We start from the raw sequence: 20,220 nt of genomic DNA, 5'->3' as shown, positions 1-20,220 counted from the left end.
TACTTGTTAAATTTTCGGCAAAGATATAGTGGAAGCTCTTCGGACCGGCTTGACCTATGTTAAGAAATGTGATTTTCGGCATCCTGGCCGCCATGTTCCTGCAGGTCCTTTAAACTCCGCTCCATTTCAAAAACACGGTACAGTATTCCCGGCAGGGAAAGCAGGACAGGCCCAAAGACAAGTCCCATTGCACCAAACAGCTGAAGTCCCAGCACTACTCCAAATACGGTAATGAGCGGATGGATATCCGCCATCTTCTTTAAAAGTGTAAAACGCAGCACATTATCAATACCGCCAACCAAAACAAGACAGTACAAAGCAAGGAGAAGTCCACCTTGCACATCGCCGGTGGCAATCTGATAAATGCAGACAGGCATATAGATGAGCATGGTACCCAGAACCGGTACAATTGAGGCGGCACCTGTTAGAAGGCCCCAAAATATGGCATTCTCCACACCAAATATATAATAGCCCACCATGGCTATGACACCCTGACTGAAACCCAGGATAGGAACACCATACGCATTGGACCTGATAAGTGCTGCAGTGTGACGGATGAGGTACTTTTTGCTCCCGCGTGAAAGTGGAAGCAGTTCCTTCAGCCGCTCTTCCATTTCCCGGGACTGCCTCAGCATAAAGTACAGAATGAACAGAGCTACGAAAATATTTCCAAATGTCTGACCTACCCAGTTTAATGTAGACGGAATGTAGGAAATAACCTTATTGACGAGCTGCAGGATTCTTTGATCAGAGAATTGAAGGTCAAAACGTTTCAGAAATTCGTTGTTTTCCAGGAATTTGCGTACGGTATTGTAGTTTTCAATAATTGCATCATGGTCGTTAATCAGTTCATTGATCTTAGGAATCAGGATTTCGATAAGGATCCAAAGCGGCACTGCAAAGGAGATGACTATCATAAACAGGATAAGTGTTATGGTAAGGTTGCTGTTCCATTTCTTTTTTTCGGTAAGATTCAGGTAAAAGCGCCGGGTCAGTATATAAAGTGTGACCGCACCCATAATTCCGGACACAAAGTATTTTAACTCAAACAGGATAATCCCAACAAGAAAGAGTGAGATGAAGAGAAGCGCTTTCTGCACGCTTATTTTGCTGAACAGTTTTTGCATAAAAAAGTGAGTTAGGTAAATTGAAATACAATTATTTTTTGAGATGCCGAATAATTTTGCTGATTTCGAGAGCAACTAAAGGCAAAAGACCCAACGCAACTGCCATGATCCAGCCCCTCGCATCCAGCATATGTAATTTAAAAGCATCGCGCAGCGCCGGAATAAAAATGACCATCACCTGTAACAGCAGGCCCAGCCCGATGGCACCAATCAGATACTTATTGCCAAAAATTCCTGACTTAAAAAGGAGTTTTTTCCGGTTTCTCATGCCCAGTGAATAAAAAAGCTGTGAACATACGAGTATCATGAAGGCCAGCGTTCTTGCATTTTTCACCACTTCATCCGGCACCTGGTCATCCCAAGGCATATAACCGAGTTCATGGTAGCCATACCAGTAACCAAAGGTGGTAATAAGTCCAATGAAGATTCCACCTATTACGGCAGATTTGCCGGCACCGTCTGAGAAAAAACTCTCATCTACCGGGCGCGGCTTTTCCTTCATCACTTCCGGATCGCCCTTGTCCATGCCCAGAGCGATGGCGGGCAGGGTGTCTGTAAGAAGGTTAATCCAAAGCAGCTGCGTTGCAATAAGTGGGGAGGGCCAGCCTGCAAGCAATGCAGCCACCATCAGGACTACCTCTCCGAGATTACAGGTTAAAAGAAAAATGACCGATTTCCTGATATTGTTGTAGATGTTCCGGCCTTGTTCAATGGCTTTCACGATGGTGGAAAAATTATCGTCGGTAAGAATCATGTCCGCAGCACCTTTGGCTACATCAGTCCCCGTGATTCCCATGGCCACGCCAATATCTGCAGCCTGCAGAGAAGGGGCATCATTTACGCCGTCGCCGGTCATTGAAACGATGTTTCCTTTGGCTTTCAGCGCATGTACGATCCGAACTTTGTGCTCAGGCGAAACGCGGGCGAAAACCGAGTAATTGTCTACCATGGCTTCCAGCTCATCCCCGGTCAGCTTTTCAATTTCGGGACCTGTAATAACCTGCGCCGACCCCGTAGCAATATCAAGGTCTTTGGCTATGGCCAAAGCGGTATTCCTGTGGTCACCGGTAATCATCACTGTTTTTATGCCTGCTTCCTTAGCTGTTTTTATGGACGGTTTTACCTCGTCCCGTGCCGGATCCATCATCCCCACAAGCCCCAGCAGTACCAAGTCTTTCTCCATTTCCTCCTGGCCGGTACCGGAATTGGCAGGCTTATAGGCTACTGCCAGTGTTCGGAGTGCCAAATCTGACATCTGCCGTGCAGCCTCACTGAAACTCTGCAGGTCATCATCAGTAATTTCGCGGCTTTTCCCGTTGGCCCAGACATGTGTAACCAGTTTTTTCAGACTTCCCAACGCTCCCTTGCTGAAGACTTTATAATCATCTTCAGTGCGCACGAGTACCGACATCATTTTCCGGTCACTATCGAATCCTTTTTCATCTTTTCGGGATGTAATATGAGCCAAGTGCGTCCGGTCTATACCGATACTGTCGCCCAGCGCAAGCAAGGCGACTTCTGTAGGGTCACCGGTAGCCTCACCGTCCTGCAGCGTGGCATCGGAACAAAGGATCATTGCTGTTGCTGCAAACTTCACTGTGTCGCTTGCAGCATCTGTGCCGTCCTTTTCCAAATCATAGAGACCTTCTGAGGTATAGACCTGTGTAACCGTCATTTTGTTGTGGGTCAATGTGCCGGTTTTGTCGGAACAGATGATATTTACAGATCCCAGCGTTTCAACAGCCGGCAGCTTGCGGATGATCGCGTTTTTCCGGGACATTGCAGTAACACCAATGGAAAGAACGACGGCCACAATTGCAGCCAGTCCTTCGGGGATGGAAGCTACAGCCAGGGAAACCGCCGTCAGGAACATCTCACCCAGATTCCGGCCCTGCAGCCACGAAAGTACAAAGATGAAAACGCAAACGGCGACAGCAATTTTACCCAGCATTTTCCCCAACTCATTCAGCCTCTTTTCAAGTGGCGTTTTGGATTCAGCTTCATTTCCTATGAGGTGTGCGATCTTTCCTACTTCTGTATCCATTGCTGTGGCTACGGCAATTCCAGTTCCGCGCCCATACGTTACTGTAGACGACATAAAAGCCTGATTATTCCTGTCACCCAGCGGAGTTGCGGAATCTGTGTGAACTGCGGCAGCATCTTTCGTAACGGGAAGAGATTCACCGGTAAGTGCCGATTCTTCAGTCTGCAGGTTTACCGCTTCTATAAGTCTGAGGTCGGCAGGAACAACTCTTCCTGCTTCCAGAATGACAATATCACCAGGTACAAGATCTACACTGCTGATTTCGGAAACGTGCGAATCGCGCTTTACCAGGGCTTTGGGTACCGAAAGTTGTTTCAGGGCGTCTATGGCCAGGCCCGCTTTAACTTCCTGAAATACACCGATAGCTGCATTGATAAGTATCACGAGCAGGATGATTACCGAGTCAATATATTCCGCCATAATAAAAGTAATTATCACTGCGGCAAAGAGCACATAAATCAGCCAGTCATTGAGTTGCGAAATGAAAATCTGAAGAATGGATTTCTTTTTTTTGGACTCAAGGCGGTTGGGTCCGAAAGATTTTTGGCGGGCCTCAGCTTCAGCGCCGGTGAGACCGGATTCAGGATTTACATTCAGTTCATTTAAAGTTTCATCAATTGATTTTGTAAACCACATATTCTGCTGTTCGGGGATGACACCTTAAAATTAGGCATAATTATGAAAACAGCGATGGTTGTTCGGACATAAAAAAGCCTTATTACGAAGAATAAGGCCTTGAATACCGTGAATGAAGATGTTAAAATTTCATAACCCATTGATGGAAGGCATCAATAAAATCGCTGAGGAATTTTTCGGTATCGGCAACAAGCGTTTTACCGTCTTCTTTAAATATTTCAGCTGCATTTCCGATATAGGCTTCGGGCTGTTGCATCAAGGGTACATCTACAAATACAAAAGCCTGACGGATATGATGGTTGGCGGCCAGACCACCCAGCGAACTTATAGATGAGGTCACTACAGCTCCCGGTTTTCCCGGCCAGACGGAACTGCCGTAAGGGCGCGAGCCCACATCAACTGCATTTTTTAGTGCTCCCGGAATGGTACGATTGTACTCCGGCGAGACAATTAGCAGGCCGTCTGCACCCTTAATCTGCTCCCGAAAAGAAGTCCACGCTTCCGGTGGATTCTGGTCAAGGTCCTCCGTATAAAGCGGTAAGTCTGCGATCTCCACGATCTTCATCTCCAGTTTACCTTCGGAAAGCCGGATCATTTCTTGAGCGATTTTTCTGTTGTAGGATTCTTTCCTGAGAGAACCTACAATTACTGCGATTTTTTTTGCCATAATATAGTGATTGATTAGTAGTTAAGGATTGCACCTGTTTTTAAACAGCAAGATAGCCGCCGTCTACAGGATAATAGGATCCGGTCACAAAGGAGGCATCATCTGAGGCCAGGAACAGCAGCATGGCCGCTATTTCTTCTGGTTGTCCTAATCTGCCGAAAGCATGCTTGGTTTCCAGAAAAGTGAGTGCTTCTTTGCCCATGGATTCTTCGTTCACCATTCCACTGTATACAAAACCCGGACCTACCGCATTGATGCGGACATTCTCCTTGGCATATTCCCAGGCTACAGCTTTTGTCAATCCCACCACGCCATGCTTGGCTGCCACATATCCGCTGGAGCTAGCAAATCCCGCCTGACCCAATATTGAGGCTATGTTGATGATGCTGCCGCCACCGTCTTTCACCATTTGGGGAGCCTGGTACTTTACGCCGTAAAATACACTGGAAAGGTTGATGTCAATCACTTTTTTCCAACCCTCAACGGTCATGTCTCCGGCCTTGTTTATTTCTCCGCCGATACCCGCATTGTTTACCGCAATGTCCAGTCTGCCGTATTTTTTCACCGTTTCCGATACCAGCCTTTCATTGTCTCCGGGGCTGGACGAATCTGCCATTACAAAAAAAGCTTCACCGCCCATACCTTCAATTTCTGACACGACCTGATTGCCATGCTCAGCGTTGATGTCACTTACAACTACTCTGGCACCTTCGCGTGCAAAAAGAAGCGCAGTTGACTTTCCGATACCGGATCCTGCGCCCGTGATCACTGCTACTTTGTTCTCTAATTTTTTCATTCTGTTAAATTTTATTGATTGGTTTTGATTTCGTTGGTGTATCAAATTTAATAATAATAGCTCTGGAATATCTTGATTAGATCAAGTAATTGGCAACGGATTCCCGGGACCTACCACTTAGGTGCTGAAGTCGGCATAAAATTCAACAGTTCTCAGTCTGTAATAATTTTGCTGATGCGATTGGACTGCAATATCAAATGATAACCGGATAAACAGTGAAGTTTTGGATTACCTTTTACGGTTGCAATTTACCGGCTTGAGCCGGTGTCTTCAATGAAATTCAGCAAAGCGGGGATCTAATTCAACTTTTGAAACCCAAAACAATAGGGAAGTTGGCGGCCTTTAAGGAATGTAGCAAAATGCAATCAGCCCTTCATCACGAACGGACCGGAAGGTATAGGAAATTATTAATAGCTGCATATTTGTCGTGCGGAAGTATCTTTACCTTCAATTCTTTACCGTATTTTTGCAGCCATCTAAACCTGCACTGAATATGGAGTTTTTACAAACTGTACTTGATTTTTTCCTGAACCTCGATAAGCATCTGTACACCATGATTTTGGATTATGGATTATGGATTTACCTCATCCTCTTCCTGATTATTTTTGTGGAAACCGGACTGGTAGTGATGCCATTCCTTCCCGGCGATTCACTGCTTTTCGCTGCCGGAACCTTCTGTGCGGGGGTAATTGGAGCCACAGGCGAAACTGCCAGTCTCAACCTTTGGCTTATTCTGGCCTTGCTCACTATAGCGGCCATCCTGGGGGATACGCTGAATTACTATCTTGGAAAAAATGTGGGACTCAGGATGCTGAGCTTTAAATTAGGAGATAAGCAGCTTGTAAACCCAAAGTATATTGAGCAAACACAGGCGTTTTACAGCAAAAATGGTCCAAAAACAATCATCATTGCCCGGTTTGTACCTATTGTGCGGACGTTCGCACCGTTTGTGGCCGGAATTGGATCCATGAACTATTCAACCTTTATCAAGTACAATGTGATTGGGGCTTTTGTTTGGGTGTGGAGCCTGACGCTGATGGGTTATTTCTTCGGCAACCTTCCCGTCGTGCAGGAAAATTTTGAAACAGTAATCTTCGCAATTATAGGAATCTCTCTGTTACCCATGGTGTGGGAGTATGTGAATGCTAAATTCCTTAAAAAGGGGGATAAATAAACCGACTAATCCGGCAAAAGCAACGTGTTGCGTGATTCTGCTTCCTCTATGAAAGCCTCGTAAAGTTTGATGTCGCGCTTTTTAATGCTGTCCAGAAATCCTGTGGCAAAACGCCTCTTGCTGTCATGCTGTATGGCATTGTAAATTTCCACAGAATCGGAGCGCGTAAGTCCCTTCGTTTCTTTCAGTTCTTCATTCTCCTGGCGTAAACGGTCCACTTCATTTTCTTTGCAGGAAGCCAGCAATAGAGTAGCTGTGGCCAGGCCTACAAGCACGGATTTTCTTTTCATTACTCGTAAATTGATTTGGAGAAAATTATGCAAAAATGTGACCATCGCGCGCTGAATTGTCTTACCCTTTCATAAAACCCATCACTGAGCTGCTGCTAAGTGCTGCTGTCTTTAATCTTTAGTATATTTGCAAAGACATTTCATGCACCGTTGGTACTGATGCATCCCAATGTTTGTTATTCCAAAATAAATGATTGACAGAAATTTTTATCTCGAAAACCTCACCGCATTTGATGAATTAATCGGCTCGGACCGTACCACGGCAGAAAAGGTAATATACAAAGTATACTGCATCCTCCAGCGAGATAAGATCTGGCTGTATAACGTGGCCGCCCCTGAAGAATTAACGGACGAAGACGAGGATCTCCTAATCGATGTTGAAAATGAACTGGCCTTACTGGACGAAACTTACAACTTCCGTTTTCAGGAGTTTCATGAGTTGGTGATGGAAAATATGGCTAATGAACAGGATTCCTGGACTTTGGATGAAGATGATGAGTTTGGTTATGATGAATGGGATCTGGAAGACCTTGATGATGAAGATGATGATGAAGACGATTCTGAACAGAAACATTTTATATAAAATCGGAGCGCAGGAATATTCCTGCGCTCCGGTTTATGAAAGGGCTTTGCGGTGTACGCCGTTCAGTTCCGGTAAATTTTCTTGTACTTTTTGGTTTTCCATACGGTAGATTTCCTTCCGCAGATTCGTGCTGGAAAAGCGGTGCCGCCTTTCATTGAAGTAGAGAACGATGTTGTTTTCGTCACAATAATCCCTACCGGTAAAGTCTTTGTCCTTATATTCGGAGCCCACAATCCGTACGTCTATGGAGTACAGCTGAAGTATATCTTCCAGGTCCTTTTCGGTGGTGTAGGGGATAATCTCATCTACATACCTGCAGCCTTTCAGCTGTATATAGCGCTCAACCACTGTCTGTGTGGGCTTGTTTTTCTCCGGCCGGTCTATGGTGGGATCCGTTTGCAGGCCTACGATAAGGTAATCGCACTGAGCACGCGCTTCGGCGAGCATCCGTACATGACCCGCATGCAGCAGGTCGAAACAGCTGAAAGTAATACCTATAGTTTTTGAATTTTCCATTGTAGATTTGTTTATTAGTTAACGTGTTCCGGGGTGTTCTGTAATTCCATAATTTGCCGGAGTTCAGCTATAGATTGCGTGTGGGCTATGCGGTTACATTGTTCATCCAAATCGAAAAGGCCGCAATTGCTGTAGTTGGAGAGGTTGTCCCAGTCCGGCCGGTCGGTTACAGGATAAATGCATATTCCGTGAAAATCGGCACCCATCTCAGCTGCCATACGGGTTTCATTGGCAATTTCATTTATCCATTCAGCGCGGCCCTCACCAAAATGCCCCGTTTCCGAAAGAAATATTGGTTTCTTATACCGGCCATAGGCCTGTAGGAGCAATTGATGAAGAGGAATTCTTTCATCAGTCAGATCCGGCCAGCACAGACTTTCGCCTTCACCGCGCCACTGGCAGTTCCAGTAATAATTGAAACCGAGTATGTCCAGGAAACCTTCTTCACCTCCCAGTTCGGGACACATACGTCCTCCGATAATGTCCATTGCCTCAAACTGATACTCATTCCTGCGCTGTAGATCCAGCTCGCAGCCGCCATGACTGTGAATGCGAATAAGCGGTTCCACAAGCACGATCCTGCATTCCGGCACCTCTTCCTTCAATGCACGGATTCCGCGGATGGCCGCGTTGCACAAATGATACTTGATGTCCCAGCCGTTATGTGCTGCAAACGGAACTGTACCTCTGTTTTCGCCGGACATCCACGAAAGGAAACTAATCTCGTTGATCGGTACTACGAAGAGCGTGTCGTTGCTGTGTTCTTTATAAAAGCGTGCAAAAGCCCGGCAAAGCTGTTCAAATCTTGCAGCAAAATGGGGATGGGTGGGGAACAGTCCGTCCGGGTATCCAAAATGAATAAGGTCCCAAACCTGTTGGATTCCCAAGTCCTGCGCCGCCCTCATCCTTCTTAGAACTTCTGAAAAATCATAGATGCCGGGTGTTTTTTCAACATTACTCCAGCAAATACCTTCCCTTACGGTGTATATTTCCAGATCGGTCAGTAGCCGGTAATCTTCAGCTACCCGCAGGTCGTGCTGGGTTTCCTGCAGCAGGTTTACACGGTCGCCATGCCGGTTGATATGGTCTGCGCATTCAAAGCCGCCCTGCCAATAACTTTTGAAAATCTGCGGACTTCTCATAAGGCGTCAGCTTTTGCGTGCTCAAGTGTCCGGTAAAGGTCCAGTGCGTTTTTAAATGCCTGGTCCATATTGAAGTACTTATAGTTCGCCAGGCGTCCTACGAAGTAAACATCTGTAAGCTGGTCTGCCCGGGCTTTATACTTCTCGTAAATCAGTTGGTTTTTCTCGTTGGGAACCGGATAGTAGGGTTCACCTTCATCCACGGTAAATTCCTTCACTATACTGGTTTTAGCGGATTTTTGATTTCCGAAATACTTGTATTCCACAATACGTGTAAAATCCACCTCGCGTCCGGGATAATTCACCACGGAGTTCTCCTGAAAATATTCTGCATCTACCTGCTCTGTTACAAAGTTGATGGACCTGTACTCCAGTTTTTCGGTCAGTTCCTCCTCAAACTCAAAAAATCGGTCAATAGGACCCGTGTAAAACAGTTTCTCATAGCCGTCATACTGGTCCTTCACATCAAAATAATCTGTATTCAGAAGTACGGTAATGTTTGGATGGCTGAGCATATTTTCAAAAACTTTGGTATATCCACCTTTCGGAAGTGCCTGGTAGGTGTCGGAAAAGTAGCGGTCGTCATAACTTGAACGTACAGGTATCCGTTCCAGTACGGATGCGTGCAGTTCTGCCGGATATTTGTCCCACTGTTTCTTTGTATAATGTTTAAACATTTTATCATACAGCACCGGACCTACGCGGTTCAGGACGGCCTCCTCACCATTGGCAGGTGTTTCAAACGGAATGCGGTTCGCTTCCAGCCACTGCTTCATTTGTTCTTCTGTTTCCAGGTTTTCGCCAAAGAGGATATTAACAGTTGAAATATTAACAGGAATTGGAACAGTTTTATCGTCAACACGTGCTACTACGCGGTGTTCCCAGGGGTACCATTCGCCAAACCGGTTTACATATTCCCAAACCTCCGCATCGTTGGTGTGAAAGAGGTGGGCACCATATTTGGATACAAGAATTCCGTTTTCATCGTAATGATCATAACAGTTTCCTGCTATATGATCTCTTTTTTCAATAATGAGCACTTTTTTGCCGGCATTGGCATATCGCTCTGCTAATGTAGCACCGGAGATGCCTGCCCCTATGATCAGGATATCTGCCTTCATACCGCCAGTGTTTTTTCAATGATTGCGCCCATTTTTTTTGCGGTACGGTCCCAGGAGGTGTTCATAAGAATTTCAGCGTAGCTGCCACTGAAATTACGCTCCGGATTTGTAATCGCTTTCAGAAAATCCTGTTCGTTATCTATGAGCATAATGCAATGGCTGTAATCTCTCTCCACATCCTTAATCCGGGTGGAGATAATAGGTTTGTTTGCTGCCATATACTCCAGGGTTTTCGTTGGACTTATAAACCTCGTAGAATCATTAAGCGCAAACGGCATCATTGCAATGTCGAAATGGTGCAGATAGGCAGGTAATTCTTCGTATGACTTCATACCCAGATAGTAAATGTTTTCCGCTTTTGGCAGGTCATTTTCACTGATCTTGCAGAGTGGACCAACCATTACGAAGGAAATTTCAGGCGCCAGCGCGGCCGTTTTTTTTAGGAGATTAAGGTCAATACGCTCATCAATAACGCCATAATATCCTACAACTGTTCCGGGAATTCCCAACATATCAGCCGGTTTTTCAGCCTGGACACCATTTTTACCGGAGAAGTGCTCAATATCAACAGAGCTTGGGAAGCAGTGCACGTTATGATGCTTTTTTGCTTTGGATTCGTAGAGTGATTTTCCACCCGTATACACCACGTCTGCCGCTGACATCAGCGCTTTTTCCTGACCTACAAGTTCGGGAGAAGCGCCACGGAAAAGGGTGAGTTCGTCCATGCAGTCGTAAACTACAGTGTCAAAATCAAGTTCTTCCAATACTGATACGAATGCGGGAGAGTAAAACCAGCCCACCCGGAAGCTGTTCTTCGGGAGTTTCTTACGAAGGTAGCGCCCAATGTCGTTCATACTGTTTACCGGTGGACGGCACACATGCACATTTGGATAAACTTCCTTTATTTCAAAGGGTCCTTTTCCGTTCAGACGTGTAGGTACGGGCTCCTCAATTACTAACACCTTATAGTCCTTTGCCAAACGGCTGATCAGGTGTTGAGGACGCTGATAGACAAAATCCCAGCGCAGATGACAAAAGACGATCATATCGTAGTTTGCCGGTTTCGGATAGTCATGATTAACCATAATAATATATTTAGTGTTTTAATGTTTAATGCTTCTTAGTGCACGAATAAAAATTCAGGCACAAAAAAAACCACCGGTCCGAAAATGGGTGATCCTGGAAATCCGAAGTCGACTAAAATTGGATCTAGAAATCGCAGGACGACGGTAGAACTTTAAATAATATCCAGCAATTAAAGTGCCAGTTATATTTAGTTGTAATTGAAAGTCATTATGATAACAAATGTTTAGTTAAAATAACCAAAAACCATTAGCTGCTTTAGTATAAATCCTAAATAGTACAAAAAAGATAATTTCGGTTTAGAGAAGTATAAAATACTATAATGCGTATTATCGGTCATGGTTGTGAAATCTGTGTTTTGGCGGAAAAACTGTTTAAGCTCCCGCTGATTCCGCTGATTCCGCGCTTATTTTCTGTGCAAATCTGTGTAATCTGTGTGGTGTAACCGGCGCTGTTTTCAGTTTTACAGCAAAGGCTACTCGAAGAACATCTACAGAAGCAGCGAAAAAGATTGCGGCAAATGTCCGTTACGGGCTGAATGCTGCGGAAAGGTCACCAGGTTCAAGAAACTGGATGACAGCATCCACAAACCGCTCTACGATGCCATGCACAAGAAACTAAACCGGGACAAGAAATACACCCGTTTTCTCACCAAACGCCGGAGTTCGCGCGTAGAACCGGTTCTGGGAACCCTCATCAACCATCACAACATGAAATGCGAAGCATTCACGAACACCAATAAAGAAATAAAAACTAGTGAGTAAAATAATCAACTCGCGCGGCATGGCTCAGGCCAACAAACATAGCCTGTCCCGTTCCGGACGGGATATTAATGGCTGCGCTCACTTATAACCTGAAAAATACTTGAAATTCATCACCCGAAAAGCGTACCGAAATGCTCAAATCATGAACCTTCGAAAAGGGAAGTTTTGGTTTTGGCAGAACCTCTTTCCCACGGCTTCAATATCCTTTGTTTAAGGCCACCTAAAATCCCGGAAATTTTTCATTACTAAAACAAAGACCTCCTTTAAATCGCTTTAAAAGAGGCTGTTTTTTATTGAATTTTCAGACCTTGCCGCTGAAATCTGAGGTTGCGCAACGATTACCAATGTTATACTACGTTTAGGTGTAAGGTAGAAGTTTATGAAGTTCTAGTTTTGCACTAAACAGTTGATCTTTAGCTAAGTATTCTTCGATTGAATATATTGATTTAGATAATTGTGAAATTTTATCTTTTTTCCACTGAGCTGCTAAGCTTGATATTGTCAATCTTTTTGCTGCCCAATAGAAGCCACTTTCAATATTATCTCCTGAAAAATTCATTTTAGCAATTTGCAATTCAAGATTATAAGAATCTAATGGATTTCCAGCCTTACTATTCCAAGCTTTGAGTAATCTAATTATTGGCTTAACAATATAATTATATTTTTTATTAATGTTTAGAAGGTTATCTTTTACATCATTTGGATTAGTACTAATCCAACCATAATCGTTCGGGATATAAAGTTGAGGACTAAAAAATAATGTTTCTTCCTTAGCTGGAACTAAATCATATTTTATATTATTAAGTTTAATTGTAACTGTTGGAAATGATTTGTAAACTTCTGAACCATATCTATCTTTATAATGTTTATCAGCAAAATTTTTCAACCAAGCTCTATATGTATTAGGTGTTCTTTCATATTCTGTATGATTAAATACAACCATAATATCAATATCAGAATCAGAATCAAATTTTCTTGGTAAGATAGTATCTCTTTCGAATGAACCAAATATGAATTTTCGTTTTATTAAGAGACCTAAATCTTTATCTAATTTTTGAAACAAATTAGCAACAGAACTATTAATTTTTGCTAATTCTGTAGAGTCATTTTTAAGATAATAATCAGAAGATAATTGTCTTAAATAATTATTAAGAGAACTTGCCATAAATTAAATACTTAATTCTTCTATAGTATAACTTTCTTCTCCATTTTCTATTCCTTTTTTTGCCTTTAAATAATCATTTTGATTAGTAGGAAAAGCTTCAGCTTCAACATTTGTTTCGTCTATTTGTTTAGAAAGTATTTCAATTTCTTCTATAAGTTTATCATTCGAAATTGCATTGTCTTTAATATAACTATCTAGTCTAATGCATTTTTTCATTATTGCTAAATATTTGTTACCAACTCTTTTATGTCCTTCAATTTTTTTTTCGTAATTATTAAATGTTTGGATTCCTCCTAATATTGCAATTATTAATGTCAAGATCAATGGGATATATTTTATCCAAGAATCGATACCGTCAGTTAGTACATAAAAAAGAATAGAACCTGATATAATGTTTAGAATTAAGTTTGGAATACCTAAGCAAAGATTATAATTATGTTTTCTGTCAGCAGCGTTAAAATGCTTTTTTTTGCCATATACTGCATCAACTTTTATCTTTTTTAAAATTTCAATTGTATTTGTCATTTGGTTAGGAATGTTTTAATAAATGTCGTATAACGTTTTGGGCATTTCTGTAGCCGGGACTTTTAAGGTAAGTTTTTGTAAATATAACAAAAAGAACAGTCGGCGAAAGTCTTCATGAGGTAAACCTCAACCCCGGTTACAGAAATGCCGTGTTGTAGGTAGCGCCATTTTTCCAGGATCTTGAATCCGGCCGCAAAGTGCGCTGCAATGCTTATCCAGTTTAAGCTCATGAGTTTGGTCGAGTTCAGGTCGGTTTCGGGAGAAAAGAAGGGGGTTTTCGGGATTTACTATCGGCGGCAAGACTGCCAGTGGCGTTACCTACAACGAGAAAAGTATTTTTGTTGTGCGGGCTTTCTATGACTGAGTTTTCAGCGGTTTCCAACCTTAGCAAAAATGCTTTTTTCTTTTGCTAAAATACAAAACTTAGGAAAAGAAAAAAGCATTTTTTGCGGAATTATTTTGACGAATGTTTATATTTTGTATTCAACCCCGCATAACATAAATACTATGTTAGCTACAGTTTTTTTATGAACTTTATATTTCTGCCTGAGTTTAAACTTAAAAAATATACTCCCTCTCCCAAATCTTTAATATCAATTTTTTCCGAACTTTTAATTATACCTTTTTTTACAATTTTACCAGTTAAATCGACAATTTTATAATCTTCTTCTTTTGAAATACCTTGAATCATTAAAAAATCGGAAGAAGGGTTTGGATGAAGAAGGATATCATTTTTTAGTTTTTCCAAGTCAACAACATCTAAGTTTGTATTTCTAGCTTGAATATTATCTATATCTAATACTCCGACAATTGGGTCTCCTGTCCAACTAGGTGCATCATTATGTAAAATACGTACTTCACTTGCATCTCCAAGAACTTGGTTGTAATAAGGAGGACCACTAAAATTGCCTATTCTAGTTAAAGAATTTTGATCAATAGGAAAGATAATGGTTTTCCATCCTTGACCTGGAACTACTGCTATTGGAGTTGTAGAGCTATACTGAGCATTGTCTGTCCAATCTGTTCGAAAGGATAATCGCAAAGTAATAATATTTGAACCAGAATTTCTGACGTCCATAGATATGTAGGTAATTCCAGCTGTAATGTAATCGCCCATCCATTGAGCATTATTAAAAGTTAATAGCTGTGAATCTGCTCCAGTTCCACCATTGGCTTGAACTCTTAAAAAGTTATCATCGATTCCCAAAGGACCACCGGTAGTTACATTTTGATTAGATAAAGTACTCCCCGCAACTTTAGTCCAATTGGCGGTCGTGTAACTTTCAAAATCATCTTTTTGATTCAAAGTCACTTGAGAAAATCCCAGAAAAGGTATTGCAATAATCCCAAAAAATAAAATTTTATTCATAAAATATTTTTTTCAAATGTATTAAAGTTTTCTAATTTGAACAATTTTTTCATAAAATTGTAGCTAACGGCTAGGGGCTTTGCGAAGAAGCGGAATTAGAAGCACAAATGTTCAATTTTGCACAAATGTTTATTAGACTTCCTAATGTTTAAGTTAGCACTGAAGCCGCTTTTTTGCAAAACCCCTGTTATAGCCAGTGGTTATCTTATCTTCAGTTCTACTTTTTGAAAGTAGTCCTAGAGATTTCAATACCCGAAGGATAGTTTAAATTTCCTTGTTCCTCAGCAGTGATGAAAATTTCTTTTACATTAAATGGAGTGGTTGTTTTTAAAGATGCTTCTTTTGCATTTTTATTAACTAATTGACCTAAATTTTTAGTGGTTCCGTTTTCTGCAACTATCCAAACACTGTAATTGTTTTTTGGAGGGTTTAATCTAATTGCCTCTGCTAAATTCTTTGCAGTTACTTCAATCATATAATTTTTGTTCTTGTCTTGCTTTTTCTTTGCTGTGATATCAGCAGCAGGAACAGTGCTTGAAATTGGAAACTTTGCGGTTGATGCACAAGATGTCATTAGTGCAACAACTCCGATAATTGCTAAATTTTTAATTGTTCTCATTTTTTTGAATTTTAATTGTTTGTCCTACTCGTATGGCTTTTCGGATACGCCCCGTTTTTTTCGAGTGGTTGCTGGTATCCACTTTTTATCCATAAGTTGTGGAATTCAAATCAAGGACTGTCACATCGAATTATTTTTACGTGTGTCTGTCCGAATTTGCTATGTCGTCTTTCTACCATTGGCTATAACGTCCCGGGCATTTCTGTAGCCGGGACTTTTAAGGTAAGTTTTTGTAAATATAACAAAAAGAACAGTCGGCGAAAGTCTTCATGAGGTAAACTTCAGCCCCGGTTACAGAAATGCCGTGTTGTAGGTAGCGTTATTTTTCAGGATCTTGAATCCGGCTGCAAAGTGCGCTGCATGACTATCCAGTTTAAGCTCATGAGGTTGGTCGATTTCAGGTCGGTTTCGGGAGAAAAGAAGGGTGTTTTTGGGATTTACTATCGGCGGCAAGACTGTCAGTGGCGTTACCTACAACGGAAAAAGTATTTTTGTTGTGCGGGCTTTCTATGACTGGGTTTTCAGTGATTTCCAACCTTAGCAAAAATGCTTTTTTCTTTTGCTAAAATACGAAACTTAGGAAAAGAAAAAGCATTTTTTGCGGAATTATTTTGACAAATGTTCATATTTAGTATTCAACCCCGCATAACATAAATACAATGTTATCTGCAGTGTTTATTCAATAATTTTCACAAAAATATCTCCTTTAAGTAAATCTCTTCGAGGGACAGTTTGATTACATATTTCCCAAACCATTTTATATGGATCGTTTATAGGATAATCTACTAAAATATCATTTCTTTTATTAATGTTTTGGAATAGAAATTTATCATTTAAACTTATAACAAAGTCACCTTTTTCTGTAGGAATTAGTCCTATTTTATATCTAAAAAGTTTATTTAGATCATCGTTTGAAGACATTATTCTGATTGAATTGTTTTCACAAAAATCTTCTGGTGACATTTGGATTGAGATAATTTCAAATTTGTTTGCTGCTCTAACTAAATTATAATTAGTATTATGAACAAGTTTTGAAATGCCTATATTTGTATATGGCGTAAAATTTTGAATAATAGAGTCACTAATACTTGTGTCATAATTTTTCATAGAGCGAAAACCATTAATCCAGATTGTATCGTTTATCTTAAAGTTTATAGAATTATTCATATAAATTTTCGTTTCACTTTCAACCTGTGTGTTGAGATTTTCAGGAAATCCTCCACAATCAGTTGACATCAAAATGTGCATCAATACAGTAATTTGTAAAAATCTGAATATTTTTTTCATGTCAAATATTTTATGTTTTTTTCTAACATTGCAGATAACACGTAAATATATGTATATTATCTGATGTCGTAATGTTATTTGTTAAAAAATTATTAAACTTCAATACCTAACCGATTATTAAGGCTATATGCTTATATTTGAAGTCCGCATTTTGTATTGTTCCGATTGATAAACCCGGTTTTTTTGGAAATTTTAACATATCCAAAATGCGCATCTAATGGTTGAATGACGGTGATTTTCCTAATGATTTTAAAAATCCTTAAATTGCCAGGCAATAGAATTCATTTCCAAAATAATGGATAAAACAAAACTCGTGAAAACTGTTAAGGAACGCCTGGCAGCCAAGGCAGGGACCCTTGATGAACTCATCCGGCAAACCCAGGAAGCCAACTCGGAGACCAAAAGCTCAATGGGTGATAAGTACGAGACCAGCCGCGAAATGGTTGCCCAGGAAATCCGTAACCTGCAGAGCCAACTCAGCGAGGTCCGGAACCAGATGGATGCACTTGCAAGGCTTAACAATGCTCCGTGTCAATTGGCGGAGCTTGGTGCCCTTGTGGAAACCGGCGCCGGGCTGTTTTATGTTTCCGCGCCTGTAGGTCAGCTGGAGCTGGAGGGGAGAAAGATTATGACAGTTTCGCCGGAAGCCCCACTGATAAAAGCCATGCAGGGTTGCAGGTCCGGCGATACATTTTCACTCAATAACAGCACTCAAAAGGTTGTTGGTATCGATTGAAATTCCGTATTTTTGAGGTTTTTTACAGTCTAATATTCTATTCCTCCTCATGCGTAACTACCAGGATCTTCTTCAGCATATCATCGACCACGGAACCGACAAAACCGACCGTACCGGTACGGGTACAAGGAGTGTTTTCGGTTATCAGCTCCGTTATGACCTTAGCGAAGGCTTCCCGTTGGTGACAACTAAGAAAGTTCACTTAAAATCAATTATCTACGAATTGCTTTGGTTCCTGAAAGGTGATACCAATATCAAATACCTCACGGACAACGGCGTTACCATCTGGAACGAGTGGGCGGATGAAAATGGCGATCTGGGTCCCGTTTACGGCGCACAGTGGCGCAGCTGGACAGGTGCCGACGGTAAAGTGGTGGACCAGATCAGCGAGGTGATTGACCAGATAAAGAAAAATCCGGACTCACGAAGGCTGATCGTTTCCGCCTGGAATGTTTCCGAAATCCCTAATATGGCGCTGGCGCCCTGTCACGCCCTTTTCCAGTTTTATGTGGCCGACGGTAAGCTATCGCTGCAGCTTTATCAGCGCAGTGCCGATGTGTTTCTGGGGGTTCCTTTCAATATCGCAAGTTACGCCCTGCTGCAGATGATGGTGGCTCAGGTCTGCGGCCTGGAAGTAGGGGAATATGTACACACGTTTGGTGATGTTCACATCTACAACAACCATTTTGAACAGGTAAATAAACAGCTTTCGCGCACGCCCCGTGCTTTGCCTATCATGAAGCTTAATCCGGAGGTTATGGATATCTTCAGTTTTGATTTTGAGGATTTTACTCTGGAGAATTACGATCCTTATCCGGGTATTAAGGCGCCGGTGGCCATTTAATCAGTTATAAAGTACCTGCGGGTGTAAGTTTGAAATATCATGCCCGAATAAGGTTTGATATAGTTTGTGGCGGTTTGACCTGTTTATTCATCACCTTATTGTGTCATTGTAGTTATTTTTCAGGATTTTCGTTTGTAACTTAAAGTTGATCTTGCAGACTAATATTCTACATCAAAAATCCACATTATGAATAAAATTGCTACACTTTCGGCCGTGTTTGCTTTTTCGGCGGTATTTGCACAGAGTTTCAATACCCAAAAAATGAACAGTTTTATGCAGGCTCTGGACCAGAACCGCAAATTTATGGGAACTGTTGCTGTAGCAGAGAACGGAAAGACGGTTTACAGTAACGCATTCGGGGATGCTGATGTGGAGAATAAGATAAAAAATACACCTGAAACCAGATTCAGGATCGGTTCCATCACTAAAACCTTTACCTCCGTGTTGGTCATGAAGGCAGTGGAGGAGAATAAACTGAAACTTGACGAAAAGCTTTCCAAATACTTTCCTCAAATAAAAAATGCCGATAAAATCACGCTGGAACATCTGCTGAACCACCGGAGCGGAATTCACAACGTGACCGCACTGCCCGATTATCTGACCTGGAACAGTAAAGCAATTACACCAAAAGATATGGTGGCCAAAATTACAGCAGCCGGCAGTGACTTCGAACCCGGTAAGTCAATGAGTTACAGTAATTCCAATTACATCCTGCTCAATTATATCCTGGAAACAGCATACCGGAAAACCTATGCTAAACTGCTTGAGGAGAAAATAACAAAACCACTGGGTCTTAACAATACCTATTTTGGTAAAGCGATTGATCCCGCCAACAAAGAAGCCTATTCCTATGTCTTTGCTGAAAATTTTGTTAAAGATGCCGAAACGGACATGTCGGTGCCCACAGGTGCCGGTGCCGTAGTGTCCACAACCGGTGACCTGTTGAAGTTTGCCAACGCGCTCTTCGGCGGTAAAGTTGTTTCAGCAGCAAGTCTTGAGAAAATGATGAAGATGACGGATGGTTATGGCTACGGGCTTTTCTCTGTGCCGTTCAACGGTCTTACCGGCTACGGCCATACAGGCGGCATTGACGGGTTCACCTCGGCTCTGTATCATTTTCCTGGAAACAAGACCACTTATGTCATGCTTTCGAATGGCAGTGCCTTCGACAGTAACAGGATTGCCATCGCCGCCTTAAGTGCCGCCACCGGAAAGGATTTTGACATCCCAACATTTAAATCAGTTGCTGTAAAAACAGATGACCTGAATAAACTTACAGGTACATATTCGTCTACGCAGATTCCGCTGAAAATTGACGTTCGTTCCAGAGACGGCAAACTGTTTGCGCAGGCTACCGGTCAAAGCGAATTTGCGCTGGATGCTGAAAGCGCGACCGTTTTCAAATTTGAATCTGCCGGTATCGAGCTGCATTTCAATACCTCCAAAAATGAAATGACCCTGCTGCAGTCCGGAATGAAAATCCCTTTTACAAAAGACAAGAAATGAAGTACCTGAAAATCGTTCCTGAAGATGATTACGACACAGACAAACTTCAGGAAATCCTGCTCAACATTAAAGGGGTCGCAACTGTGGAAACGGTCGATGAGGAAAACCCTGAGAGTGAATTGAAGAAAGCATTCAACAAGAGTAAGGAGCAACTGAAGAAAGGGCAGTACGAGGATATTGTGAATGACATCTTCGACATCCTCATTCATCCAAAATCAAAATAATC

General features: G+C 41.9%; 21 protein-coding genes. 7 read left to right on the top strand and 14 right to left on the bottom strand.

Translation table 11 applies throughout. From position 1 onward, the window contains the following. Positions 1 to 59: 59 nt before the first annotated feature. The 4 genes from F7R58_RS07215 to F7R58_RS07200 form a co-directional block, all read right to left on the bottom strand. Positions 60 to 1,127, bottom strand: a complete 1,068-nt coding sequence (locus tag F7R58_RS07215) for an AI-2E family transporter (protein ID WP_158064259.1) — start codon at positions 1,125 to 1,127, stop codon at positions 60 to 62. A gap of 31 nt (positions 1,128 to 1,158) precedes the next feature. Beyond that, positions 1,159 to 3,807: a cation-translocating P-type ATPase gene (locus tag F7R58_RS07210; RefSeq protein ID WP_158064258.1), complete on the bottom strand. Its 2,649-nt coding sequence runs from the start codon at positions 3,805 to 3,807 to the stop codon at positions 1,159 to 1,161. 121 nt (positions 3,808 to 3,928) lie between these two features. Then, on the bottom strand, positions 3,929 to 4,474 hold the full coding sequence (locus tag F7R58_RS07205; protein ID WP_158064257.1) for an NADPH-dependent FMN reductase: 546 nt from the start codon (positions 4,472 to 4,474) through the stop codon (positions 3,929 to 3,931). 40 nt (positions 4,475 to 4,514) lie between these two features. After that, complete coding sequence (locus F7R58_RS07200; RefSeq protein ID WP_158064256.1) at positions 4,515 to 5,270, bottom strand: SDR family NAD(P)-dependent oxidoreductase; 756 nt, start codon at positions 5,268 to 5,270, stop codon at positions 4,515 to 4,517. A gap of 493 nt (positions 5,271 to 5,763) precedes the next feature. Here F7R58_RS07200 and F7R58_RS07195 point away from each other — a divergent pair, with 493 nt between their 5' ends. Beyond that, complete coding sequence (locus F7R58_RS07195) at positions 5,764 to 6,444, top strand: DedA family protein (RefSeq protein ID WP_158064255.1); 681 nt, start codon at positions 5,764 to 5,766, stop codon at positions 6,442 to 6,444. Positions 6,445 to 6,449: 5 nt separating this feature from the next. Here the strand turns inward: F7R58_RS07195 and F7R58_RS07190 are convergent, their stop codons facing one another. Further along, positions 6,450 to 6,734, bottom strand: a complete 285-nt coding sequence (locus tag F7R58_RS07190; protein ID WP_158064254.1) for a hypothetical protein — start codon at positions 6,732 to 6,734, stop codon at positions 6,450 to 6,452. 190 nt (positions 6,735 to 6,924) lie between these two features. On the opposite strand from F7R58_RS07190, the gene F7R58_RS07185 reads away from it, so the two are divergent. Continuing rightward, positions 6,925 to 7,317 (top strand): hypothetical protein, encoded by a 393-nt coding sequence (locus F7R58_RS07185; RefSeq protein ID WP_158064253.1) that lies wholly within the window; start codon positions 6,925 to 6,927, stop codon positions 7,315 to 7,317. 33 nt (positions 7,318 to 7,350) lie between these two features. On the opposite strand, the gene F7R58_RS07180 is transcribed toward F7R58_RS07185, so the two are convergent. From F7R58_RS07180 to F7R58_RS07165, 4 genes are read right to left on the bottom strand one after another with little or no spacing between them, the layout of a single operon-like run. Beyond that, positions 7,351 to 7,833 carry an adenylyltransferase/cytidyltransferase family protein gene (locus F7R58_RS07180; protein ID WP_158064252.1) on the bottom strand — a complete coding sequence of 161 codons (483 nt, stop codon included), beginning with the start codon at positions 7,831 to 7,833 and terminating at the stop codon, positions 7,351 to 7,353. 14 nt (positions 7,834 to 7,847) lie between these two features. Then, positions 7,848 to 8,975 carry a hypothetical protein gene (locus F7R58_RS07175; RefSeq protein ID WP_187695214.1) on the bottom strand — a complete coding sequence of 376 codons (1,128 nt, stop codon included), beginning with the start codon at positions 8,973 to 8,975 and terminating at the stop codon, positions 7,848 to 7,850. Further along, positions 8,972 to 10,096: a UDP-galactopyranose mutase gene (gene glf, locus F7R58_RS07170; RefSeq protein WP_158064251.1), complete on the bottom strand. Its 1,125-nt coding sequence runs from the start codon at positions 10,094 to 10,096 to the stop codon at positions 8,972 to 8,974. Before glf ends, F7R58_RS07175 begins: the two co-directional genes overlap by 4 nt. Further along, complete coding sequence (locus F7R58_RS07165; protein ID WP_158064250.1) at positions 10,093 to 11,181, bottom strand: glycosyltransferase; 1,089 nt, start codon at positions 11,179 to 11,181, stop codon at positions 10,093 to 10,095. Before F7R58_RS07165 ends, glf begins: the two co-directional genes overlap by 4 nt. A gap of 432 nt (positions 11,182 to 11,613) precedes the next feature. Between F7R58_RS07165 and F7R58_RS07160 the strand changes: the two genes are divergently transcribed. Beyond that, the gene (locus tag F7R58_RS07160; protein ID WP_229723789.1) at positions 11,614 to 11,943 is read left to right on the top strand and encodes a transposase; all 330 of its coding nucleotides are present in this window, start codon (positions 11,614 to 11,616) and stop codon (positions 11,941 to 11,943) included. A gap of 358 nt (positions 11,944 to 12,301) precedes the next feature. On the opposite strand, the gene F7R58_RS07155 is transcribed toward F7R58_RS07160, so the two are convergent. From F7R58_RS07155 to F7R58_RS07135, 5 genes are all read right to left on the bottom strand, one after another. Next, positions 12,302 to 13,108 carry an SMODS domain-containing nucleotidyltransferase gene (locus tag F7R58_RS07155; RefSeq protein WP_158064249.1) on the bottom strand — a complete coding sequence of 269 codons (807 nt, stop codon included), beginning with the start codon at positions 13,106 to 13,108 and terminating at the stop codon, positions 12,302 to 12,304. A gap of 3 nt (positions 13,109 to 13,111) precedes the next feature. Further along, positions 13,112 to 13,633 (bottom strand): SLATT domain-containing protein, encoded by a 522-nt coding sequence (locus tag F7R58_RS07150; protein WP_158064248.1) that lies wholly within the window; start codon positions 13,631 to 13,633, stop codon positions 13,112 to 13,114. A 514-nt stretch (positions 13,634 to 14,147) separates the two neighbouring features. Beyond that, positions 14,148 to 15,002 carry a T9SS type A sorting domain-containing protein gene (locus F7R58_RS07145; protein WP_158064247.1) on the bottom strand — a complete coding sequence of 285 codons (855 nt, stop codon included), beginning with the start codon at positions 15,000 to 15,002 and terminating at the stop codon, positions 14,148 to 14,150. 217 nt (positions 15,003 to 15,219) lie between these two features. Further along, complete coding sequence (locus F7R58_RS07140; protein WP_158064246.1) at positions 15,220 to 15,621, bottom strand: hypothetical protein; 402 nt, start codon at positions 15,619 to 15,621, stop codon at positions 15,220 to 15,222. A gap of 675 nt (positions 15,622 to 16,296) precedes the next feature. Then, on the bottom strand, positions 16,297 to 16,908 hold the full coding sequence (locus F7R58_RS07135; protein ID WP_158064245.1) for a hypothetical protein: 612 nt from the start codon (positions 16,906 to 16,908) through the stop codon (positions 16,297 to 16,299). A gap of 295 nt (positions 16,909 to 17,203) precedes the next feature. Between F7R58_RS07135 and F7R58_RS07130 the strand changes: the two genes are divergently transcribed. The 4 genes from F7R58_RS07130 (at position 17,204) to F7R58_RS07115 (ending at position 20,218) form a co-directional block, all read left to right on the top strand. Beyond that, positions 17,204 to 17,644, top strand: coding sequence for a hypothetical protein (locus tag F7R58_RS07130; protein WP_158064244.1), 441 nt, complete (start codon positions 17,204 to 17,206; stop codon positions 17,642 to 17,644). Positions 17,645 to 17,693: 49 nt separating this feature from the next. Continuing rightward, positions 17,694 to 18,488 (top strand): thymidylate synthase, encoded by a 795-nt coding sequence (locus F7R58_RS07125; protein WP_158064243.1) that lies wholly within the window; start codon positions 17,694 to 17,696, stop codon positions 18,486 to 18,488. Between the two features lie 186 nt (positions 18,489 to 18,674). Then, positions 18,675 to 19,994: a serine hydrolase domain-containing protein gene (locus F7R58_RS07120; protein ID WP_158064242.1), complete on the top strand. Its 1,320-nt coding sequence runs from the start codon at positions 18,675 to 18,677 to the stop codon at positions 19,992 to 19,994. Next, complete coding sequence (locus F7R58_RS07115) at positions 19,991 to 20,218, top strand: hypothetical protein (protein ID WP_158064241.1); 228 nt, start codon at positions 19,991 to 19,993, stop codon at positions 20,216 to 20,218. Before F7R58_RS07120 ends, F7R58_RS07115 begins: the two co-directional genes overlap by 4 nt. Positions 20,219 to 20,220: the final 2 nt, after the last annotated feature.

The sequence above is a fragment of the Chryseobacterium sp. genome, from assembly GCF_008831505.1.
Classification (GTDB): Bacteria; Bacteroidota; Bacteroidia; order Flavobacteriales; family Weeksellaceae; genus Marnyiella.
Note: the sequence above shows the minus strand (reverse complement) of the source record. Positions and strands in the feature narration are given on the sequence as shown.

Excerpts from the sequence above, each read along its gene's own strand:
- F7R58_RS07215 (WP_158064259.1), bottom strand. The coding sequence starts at position 1,127 with ATGCAAAAACTGTTCAGCAAAATAAGCGTGCAGAAAGCGCTTCTCTTC.
- F7R58_RS07210 (WP_158064258.1), bottom strand. The coding sequence starts at position 3,807 with ATGTGGTTTACAAAATCAATTGATGAAACTTTAAATGAACTGAATGTA.
- F7R58_RS07205 (WP_158064257.1), bottom strand. The coding sequence starts at position 4,474 with ATGGCAAAAAAAATCGCAGTAATTGTAGGTTCTCTCAGGAAAGAATCC.
- F7R58_RS07200 (WP_158064256.1), bottom strand. The coding sequence starts at position 5,270 with ATGAAAAAATTAGAGAACAAAGTAGCAGTGATCACGGGCGCAGGATCC.
- F7R58_RS07195 (WP_158064255.1), top strand. The coding sequence starts at position 5,764 with ATGGAGTTTTTACAAACTGTACTTGATTTTTTCCTGAACCTCGATAAG.
- F7R58_RS07190 (WP_158064254.1), bottom strand. The coding sequence starts at position 6,734 with ATGAAAAGAAAATCCGTGCTTGTAGGCCTGGCCACAGCTACTCTATTG.
- F7R58_RS07185 (WP_158064253.1), top strand. The coding sequence starts at position 6,925 with ATGATTGACAGAAATTTTTATCTCGAAAACCTCACCGCATTTGATGAA.
- F7R58_RS07180 (WP_158064252.1), bottom strand. The coding sequence starts at position 7,833 with ATGGAAAATTCAAAAACTATAGGTATTACTTTCAGCTGTTTCGACCTG.
- F7R58_RS07175 (WP_187695214.1), bottom strand. The coding sequence starts at position 8,975 with ATGAGAAGTCCGCAGATTTTCAAAAGTTATTGGCAGGGCGGCTTTGAA.
- glf (WP_158064251.1), bottom strand. The coding sequence starts at position 10,096 with ATGAAGGCAGATATCCTGATCATAGGGGCAGGCATCTCCGGTGCTACA.
- F7R58_RS07165 (WP_158064250.1), bottom strand. The coding sequence starts at position 11,181 with ATGGTTAATCATGACTATCCGAAACCGGCAAACTACGATATGATCGTC.
- F7R58_RS07155 (WP_158064249.1), bottom strand. The coding sequence starts at position 13,108 with ATGGCAAGTTCTCTTAATAATTATTTAAGACAATTATCTTCTGATTAT.
- F7R58_RS07150 (WP_158064248.1), bottom strand. The coding sequence starts at position 13,633 with ATGACAAATACAATTGAAATTTTAAAAAAGATAAAAGTTGATGCAGTA.
- F7R58_RS07145 (WP_158064247.1), bottom strand. The coding sequence starts at position 15,002 with ATGAATAAAATTTTATTTTTTGGGATTATTGCAATACCTTTTCTGGGA.
- F7R58_RS07140 (WP_158064246.1), bottom strand. The coding sequence starts at position 15,621 with ATGAGAACAATTAAAAATTTAGCAATTATCGGAGTTGTTGCACTAATG.
- F7R58_RS07135 (WP_158064245.1), bottom strand. The coding sequence starts at position 16,908 with ATGAAAAAAATATTCAGATTTTTACAAATTACTGTATTGATGCACATT.
- F7R58_RS07130 (WP_158064244.1), top strand. The coding sequence starts at position 17,204 with ATGGATAAAACAAAACTCGTGAAAACTGTTAAGGAACGCCTGGCAGCC.
- F7R58_RS07125 (WP_158064243.1), top strand. The coding sequence starts at position 17,694 with ATGCGTAACTACCAGGATCTTCTTCAGCATATCATCGACCACGGAACC.
- F7R58_RS07120 (WP_158064242.1), top strand. The coding sequence starts at position 18,675 with ATGAATAAAATTGCTACACTTTCGGCCGTGTTTGCTTTTTCGGCGGTA.
- F7R58_RS07115 (WP_158064241.1), top strand. The coding sequence starts at position 19,991 with ATGAAGTACCTGAAAATCGTTCCTGAAGATGATTACGACACAGACAAA.